Annotated in this window: 10 protein-coding genes; 6 read left to right on the forward strand and 4 right to left on the reverse strand. The window is 62.8% G+C overall.

What is annotated here, in order from left to right; all coding sequences use genetic code 11:
* On the forward strand, positions 1 to 207 hold a 207-nt coding region (locus ACZY0B_RS26520; RefSeq protein WP_463767213.1), incomplete at its 5' end, for a molybdopterin-dependent oxidoreductase.
* Positions 208 to 269: 62 nt separating this feature from the next.
* On the opposite strand, the gene ACZY0B_RS26525 is transcribed toward ACZY0B_RS26520, so the two are convergent.
* On the reverse strand, positions 270 to 764 hold the full coding sequence (locus ACZY0B_RS26525) for a hypothetical protein (protein WP_463767214.1): 495 nt from the start codon (positions 762 to 764) through the stop codon (positions 270 to 272).
* Positions 765 to 841: 77 nt separating this feature from the next.
* Between ACZY0B_RS26525 and ACZY0B_RS26530 the strand changes: the two genes are divergently transcribed.
* From ACZY0B_RS26530 to ACZY0B_RS26545, 4 genes are all read left to right on the forward strand, one after another.
* Positions 842 to 1,594, forward strand: a complete 753-nt coding sequence (locus tag ACZY0B_RS26530; RefSeq protein ID WP_463767215.1) for a helix-turn-helix transcriptional regulator — start codon at positions 842 to 844, stop codon at positions 1,592 to 1,594.
* A 6-nt stretch (positions 1,595 to 1,600) separates the two neighbouring features.
* A complete protein-coding gene (locus ACZY0B_RS26535; RefSeq protein ID WP_463767216.1) occupies positions 1,601 to 1,984 on the forward strand; it encodes a DUF488 domain-containing protein in 384 nt (127 codons plus the stop codon).
* A gap of 134 nt (positions 1,985 to 2,118) precedes the next feature.
* Positions 2,119 to 2,559, forward strand: coding sequence for an OsmC family peroxiredoxin (locus ACZY0B_RS26540; RefSeq protein ID WP_463767217.1), 441 nt, complete (start codon positions 2,119 to 2,121; stop codon positions 2,557 to 2,559).
* 43 nt (positions 2,560 to 2,602) lie between these two features.
* The gene (locus tag ACZY0B_RS26545; RefSeq protein ID WP_463767218.1) at positions 2,603 to 3,076 is read left to right on the forward strand and encodes a hemerythrin domain-containing protein; all 474 of its coding nucleotides are present in this window, start codon (positions 2,603 to 2,605) and stop codon (positions 3,074 to 3,076) included.
* Between the two features lie 31 nt (positions 3,077 to 3,107).
* On the opposite strand, the gene ctaD is transcribed toward ACZY0B_RS26545, so the two are convergent.
* Positions 3,108 to 4,850 carry an aa3-type cytochrome oxidase subunit I gene (gene ctaD / locus ACZY0B_RS26550; RefSeq protein WP_463767220.1) on the reverse strand — a complete coding sequence of 581 codons (1,743 nt, stop codon included), beginning with the start codon at positions 4,848 to 4,850 and terminating at the stop codon, positions 3,108 to 3,110.
* A 140-nt stretch (positions 4,851 to 4,990) separates the two neighbouring features.
* Here ctaD and ACZY0B_RS26555 point away from each other — a divergent pair, with 140 nt between their 5' ends.
* Positions 4,991 to 5,284 (forward strand): hypothetical protein, encoded by a 294-nt coding sequence (locus ACZY0B_RS26555; RefSeq protein WP_463767219.1) that lies wholly within the window; start codon positions 4,991 to 4,993, stop codon positions 5,282 to 5,284.
* Positions 5,285 to 5,298: 14 nt separating this feature from the next.
* Here ACZY0B_RS26555 and ACZY0B_RS26560 read toward each other — a convergent pair whose 3' ends face one another.
* Positions 5,299 to 6,222, reverse strand: coding sequence for a diacylglycerol kinase (locus tag ACZY0B_RS26560; RefSeq protein WP_463767221.1), 924 nt, complete (start codon positions 6,220 to 6,222; stop codon positions 5,299 to 5,301).
* Positions 6,222 to 6,289 (reverse strand): FAD-linked oxidase C-terminal domain-containing protein (locus ACZY0B_RS26565; protein WP_463767222.1); only part of this gene is annotated, 68 nt, incomplete at its 5' end. The genes ACZY0B_RS26565 and ACZY0B_RS26560, both read right to left, overlap by 1 nt.

Here is a 6,289-nt window from a genome sequence, read left to right on the forward strand (position 1 = left end):
ACCATGCTGGCCTACGACATGAACGGCGAGCCGGTGAGCTACGGCCACGGGGCGCCGCTGCGGCTGCGCAATGAATTGCAGCATGGCTTCCGGCATGTGAAGTGGCTCAAGGGAATCGAGTTCGTCGCGCACTACTCCGAGTTGGGTAGCGGTTACGGCGGTTACAACGAAGACCACGAATTCTTCGGGCGCCACCAGACGATCTAGCGTGAGACGTTATTGGTCAGCTGGAATGTGCGGCGTCGACGGCTTGTGTAATCGATGAATGGTCACGCCTGTCGACTGAGCAAGTAGGCGCGCCCGGAGTGCAACGCACCGCCTTCGTTCTCCCAGCGGTGCTGCGCTATCACTCCGCTGCGCCCATTCTCGGCCTCGTGCGCACCGATGCCGACCAGTTCGTCGGCGGTCGAAGTGTTGTCCGCATTGGCCATCGCGGCGCCAGAGCCGCGGGTCGGGTTGGTGTTGGCGGGAGCCATCAGCAGAACCACCTTTCCGATTGGTTGCCGATCATCGACAGCGTGTGGGTCGACTGCTCGCTTGACGTCAGGGATCACGGCGTTGCCGGTAACCGGGATACCCGGCACTGTTGGTGCCCAACCGCTCTCGTCGTAGATCATGCGGTCGATCTGGCCCAACCGCAGCGACAGCGCGATGTTGACCGTCGATTGGAACCCTGTGGAAATGAGCAGCTTTCGGCGCCAGATCGTCGCCGCGTGTTCTTCCCCGATGAGGCGTGGAGTTTGGCAGATATCGGCGAACCTCATGCCTACCTCTCCCTATCGAGCAACTGTTAATATAGAGGAAGTATATCCGCTAAATACGCGCGATGGAAGGTAGCGAGGTGGGCGAGAAGACAGACACGCGGGCGCGGCAGCTGCGACGAAATCGCTTGCCTCGCAACCAACAACGTGAACGGGTGCTTGCGCTGGTGCGCGAGCACGACGGTGGCGTCGATGCCGTCGAGCTCGCCTCGCAGATGGGATTGCACATCACGACCGTGCGGTTTCATCTGGACGCGCTATGTGACGACGAGGCGATCGTGCGGACCAGAATGAATCGACCCGGGCGCGGTCGGCCACGCACCGGCTATCGAGTGGTCGAGGAGCGCGTGGACTATCGGACGCTGGCCGAGGTCCTCGCGATGGAGCTGGGTCAGACCGAGGAAACGCGTGGTCGCCGTGCGCAGCACGCCGGGCAGAAATGGGCCGCCCGGATAGCGGTTCCCCAGGAGACGTCGGAATCTGAGGTCGGCGACGTGCTCGATCGAGCGGCGGTGAACACCACCGCAGCTTTCAAGAGGATGGGGTTCGCCCCCGAGCTCGTCACCGTTGCAGAACCAACACCGTCGCCAGTTGACAGTGGGCCGGCGCCTCGGCGAGAGAGGTCCATTCGGATGCACGCCTGCCCGGTGAGGGATCTAGCACGGTCGCGCACCGAGGTGGTTTGCGGGATGCATCTGGGTTTGCTGCAGGGCCTGCTCGATAAGGCGGCAGCCGATGAAGGTTTGCGGAAGTCCGCACGCCGGGCGATGCGGGCTCACCTCGAGCCGTTCGTCGAGCCGGGAGTGTGTGTGGCCAGCCTGGTGGCGGGGTGAGGTGTAATGACCCGACAACGACACGTCCAGGTGCGCCGGATCTATGACCCGGTGACACCCGGGGACGGCACAAGGGTTCTGGTGGACCGGATTTGGCCCCGGGGCATAAGCAAAGCCAGGGCCCATCTGGATGAGTGGTGCAAGCAGATCGCGCCGTCCACCGAACTGCGCAAGTGGTACGGCCACGACCCGAAGTTGTTCGACGAGTTTGTCCGCCGCTACCGCGACGAGTTGACCGAGTCCGTCCGCGCAGGCGCACTGGCGCATTTGCACGACTTGACGGAGAAGCAGACGCTGACGCTGTTGACTGCCTCCAAAGCCGTTGATATCAGCGAAGCTGCGGTCCTCGCCCATCTCCTGGCCGCCAGCACACTCTCGGGCAATGACTGACCGAGCCTGGCCAGTCCGTAAGCTCTGGGCTAGTGTTTATACAACTCGCGTTTGTAGAAATTATTCATGCTCTCGGACGACACATGTCCACGTCGGCTCCGGGAGCGCAGAGGCAGTAAGGGAGTTGGTGAGGTATGAGTATCGCTGATCGGACCACGCGGACCACCTGGGCGGGTTCCCTGGCGTCTGGCGAAGGCAAGCTGTCGGAGGGCAGTAGCGGAGCGCTGGACGGCCAGCTGGTGACCTGGGCCTCCCGAACCGAGCAGCCAGGCGGCAAGACCAGTCCGGAAGAGCTGGCGGCCGCAGCGCATTCGTCGTGTTTCGCGATGGCGCTGGCATTGAAGTTGGGCGAGAACCACACGCCACCCCAGCTGCTGGATGTGCAGTCGACCGTGACCCTGGAGGCTGTCGATGGTGTCCCGACGATCACCACGTCCCGGCTGAAGGTCAGCGCAAAGGTGGCTGAGCTGGATGCCGACGCCTTCGCCGCCGTGGTGGATGAGGCCGCCGCGTTGTGTCCAGTGTCGCGATTGTTCGCTGGGGCGAAGATCAGCGTCGATGCCAAGCTCGACTAGACCGATCATCGCAAGCGCCGCGACTGACGAAGGAGAGAACACCATGACCGACGGGGTTCTATCTATCCTTCTGGAGCGTGAGCACCACGAAATAGACAGTGGAATAGAGACTTTCATCGAGAAGCTCGACGGTGGCTGCGTGCAGCCAGAACCGTTGAGCGCGGTGTTGGAAGCGCTGCGCCGACACATCTACCTCGAGGAGACGTTCCTGTTCCCTCCGATCCGCGAGGCCGGCATGGTCATGCCGATCTTTGTGATGTTGCGCGAGCACGGCGAACTGTGGCGCACCATGGGCGCCCTGACCGATCTGGTCGTTGACAGAGCGGACAGCGAACAGCTGCGGGCCACCTGTCGTCAGCTGCTGGGCCAACTCGAGCAGCACAACTCCAAAGAGGAACCCATCCTCTATCCACATGCGGATACCGACATACCGGCACAGGTGAGCGCGGAACTGACCCGGTTCATCGAGACCGGCCGCACCCCGGACGGCTGGGTATGCCGGCAGGCTGGTCGGTGAAGGGCTCCCGGCTGCAACAGTGGCAATGAGCTCAGGCCTGCCCGATTTCAGCCTCGCCCACCATCGTTTCTCTGGGGGTCGCCTCTGCGCGGCGGCCGACATGGGCCTCGGCGCGCATCCGAGCCGTCATGTGCGGGTAGTGCAGCTCGAAAGCCGGTCGCGCGGAGCGGATGCGGGGAAGTTCGGTGAAGTTGTGCCGCGGCGGCGGGCAGGTGGTGGCCCATTCCAGGGAGTTGCCATGGCCCCAGGGATCGTCGACGACAACGACTTCACCGTAGCGGTAGCTCTTGAATATGTTCCACACGAACGGAATCAGCGACGCGCCAAGGATGAACGCCCCGATCGTCGAGACGATGTTGAGGCCCTGGAAGCCGTCGGTGGGCAGGTAGTCGGCGTAACGGCGTGGCATGCCCTGGTCGCCCAGCCAGTGCTGCACCAAGAAGGTGGTGTGAAAGCCGATGAACGTCAACCAGAAGTGCAGCTTGCCCAGCCGCTCGTCGAGCAGCCGCCCCGTCATCTTCGGGAACCAGAAGTAGACGCCGGCATAGGTGGCGAACACGATGGTGCCGAACAGCACGTAGTGGAAGTGGGCAACGAGGAAGTAGGTGTCGGTGACGTGGAAGTCGAGTGGCGGGCTGGCCAGCAAGACACCCGATAGGCCGCCCATCAGGAAGGTGACCATGAAGCCGACTGAGAACAGCATCGGTGTTTCAAAGGTCAACTGGCCCTTCCACATTGTGCCGATCCAGTTGAAGAACTTGAGTCCGGTCGGGATGGCGATCAGATACGACATGAAGCTGAAGAACGGCAGCAGGACCGCGCCGGTGGCGAACATATGGTGCGCCCACACCGCGGTGGACAGCGCGGCGATGGACATCGTCGCGTAGACCATCGTGGTGTAGCCGAAGACCGGTTTGCGGGAAAACACCGGGATGATTTCGGTGACGATGCCGAAGAACGGGATCGCGATGATGTACACCTCGGGATGGCCGAAGAACCAAAATAGGTGCTGCCACAGGATGACTCCGCCGTTGGCCGGGTCGTAGATATGTCCGCCCAGGTGACGGTCCACCGCCAGCCCGAGTAGCGCGGCGGTCAGCAGCGGGAACGCGATCAGGATCATGATGCTGGTGACGAGGATGTTCCACGTGAAGATCGGCATCCGGAACATCGTCATGCCGGGAGCCCGCATGCAAACCACCGTGGTAATCATGTTGACCGCACCGAGAATGGTGCCGAGCCCGGCGATCGCCAAGCCCATGATCCATAGGTCGGCGCCCGCGCCGGGCGAATGTATGGCGTTACTGAGTGGCGTGTAGGCCGTCCAGCCGAAGTCCGCTGCACCCCCGGGGGTGAGGAAACCGGACACCGTAATCAGCGCCCCGAACAGGTAGAGCCAGTAACTGAGCGCGTTGAGTCGGGGGAACGCCACATCCGGTGCGCCGATCTGAAGCGGCAGAACGCAATTGGCGAAGCCGAACACGATCGGGGTCGCGTACAGCAGCAGCATGATTGTGCCGTGCATGGTGAACAGCTGGTTGTACTGCTCGTTGGACAAGAACTGCAAACCCGGTGCGGCAAGCTCGCTTCGCATCAACAGGGCCATCAACCCGCCGACCATGAAGAACCCGATCGAGGTGACGGTGTACATCATGCCCAGCAGCTTGGGGTCGGTGGTGGTCACCACTCGATAGACGAACGTGCCCTTGAGGCCACGTGGCGGTGGGAACGGCCGCACCGCGATCAGCTCTGTGATGGCGGGCCTCGCACTCACATCCGCCACGAGCAACCTCCAGGTCTATTTTAAATGACTATAGACCGCTAAAATAGGTTGGTACAGGTGTGGACACGTCACGCTGCGGGTTCGTCGTTAAGCAGAGCACGCGCCACACATTCGGGAAGTAGGAGACGACAATGACAAATATCGAAACCCCCGAAATCGAAGCACTCGGTGATCACGATTACCTCGTGCGTGTCGCCCAGGACGAGGAGCTCGTCACCATCCGGATGCGCGCCACCCCAGAAGTCGTCGCCCGCATCGCCGGACCAGACGCCGACGAAACCCGCGTCGTCGCCGCTACCATGGCCTATCTGACCGCGCGGCAACGCCCTGATGACCTACCCAAGCAACTGGACCTCGACGATATCATCGCCGCCTACGACGGTTACCTCGATGATGTCCACAGCCAGATCGTGAGCGGCCGGTAGAGCGGCGTTCGAATTTATGGACGGCTAGGGCGCAGAATCTGCAGTGCGCCAGGTACTGCGGAGAGTTCGGCGGGTAGTGGGCAGGCGAAGTCGCCGTCGGCGTAGACGTTGATGCCGGGGCATTCGACGTGGATTGTTTTGGCGCGCGCCGTGGTCACCTCGTCAAGCTCGACGTGGGTGCCTTTGATCACAGTGGGGAAGAGGCGGACCAGTTTCGTCCGGGATGCAGTGTGGGCCATGGTGATGTCGAGCAGGCCATCGGTGTAATCGGCGTTCGGACAGATCAGCAGCCCGCCGCCGTAGCTTCGGGTATTTCCGAATGCCGCCAGCGTGATATCGGCGTCGATCTCCTTGGTGCCGTCGAGCACCAGACGGAACGGCAACATCCGCAGTTGCGAAAGCTCGGCGAGCATCGCGACGTAGTAGCGCAGCCGCCCATGCGGCCAGCTCATCCGGTTGGCGCGGTCGGTCACCAGGGAGTCGAATCCGGTGGCCGCCACGGTGCCGAACCATTTGTCGACACCTTTGGTGTCCCGGATGCGGCCCAGGTCGATGGTTTGGGTCCAGCCGTCCGCGACGATGTCCGCGGCGGCCTCGGGATCCTTTGTGGGAATACCGAATTCGCGAGCATGATCGTTACCGGTGCCGGCCGGGATGATGCCCAGCGGAATGTCGGTGCCCGCCAACACTTGTAGCGCGTTGGAGATGACGCCGTCGCCGCCGGTGGCCACCAGCGCGTCGGTACCGCGTTCGATGGCCGCGGCCGCGAGATGACGGGCGTCTTGGGCGTCGTCGCCGATGATCTCGACGACTTCGACACCGCGAGCGTGCAGCCTGGTGATGGCGGCCTGCGCCGCTTGCACGGCGGTGCCGTGCCCCGAAAGGGGATTGGTCAGCGCGGTCACCTTGCCGATCTCGCGCCGGCGCGACTGCTGCATCACGGAATCAGCTTGCCGGGATTGAGGATTCCCGCCGGATCCAGTGTCGCCTTGACCGCGCGCAACA

The sequence above is a fragment of the Mycobacterium sp. IDUB_19 genome, assembly GCF_055419445.1.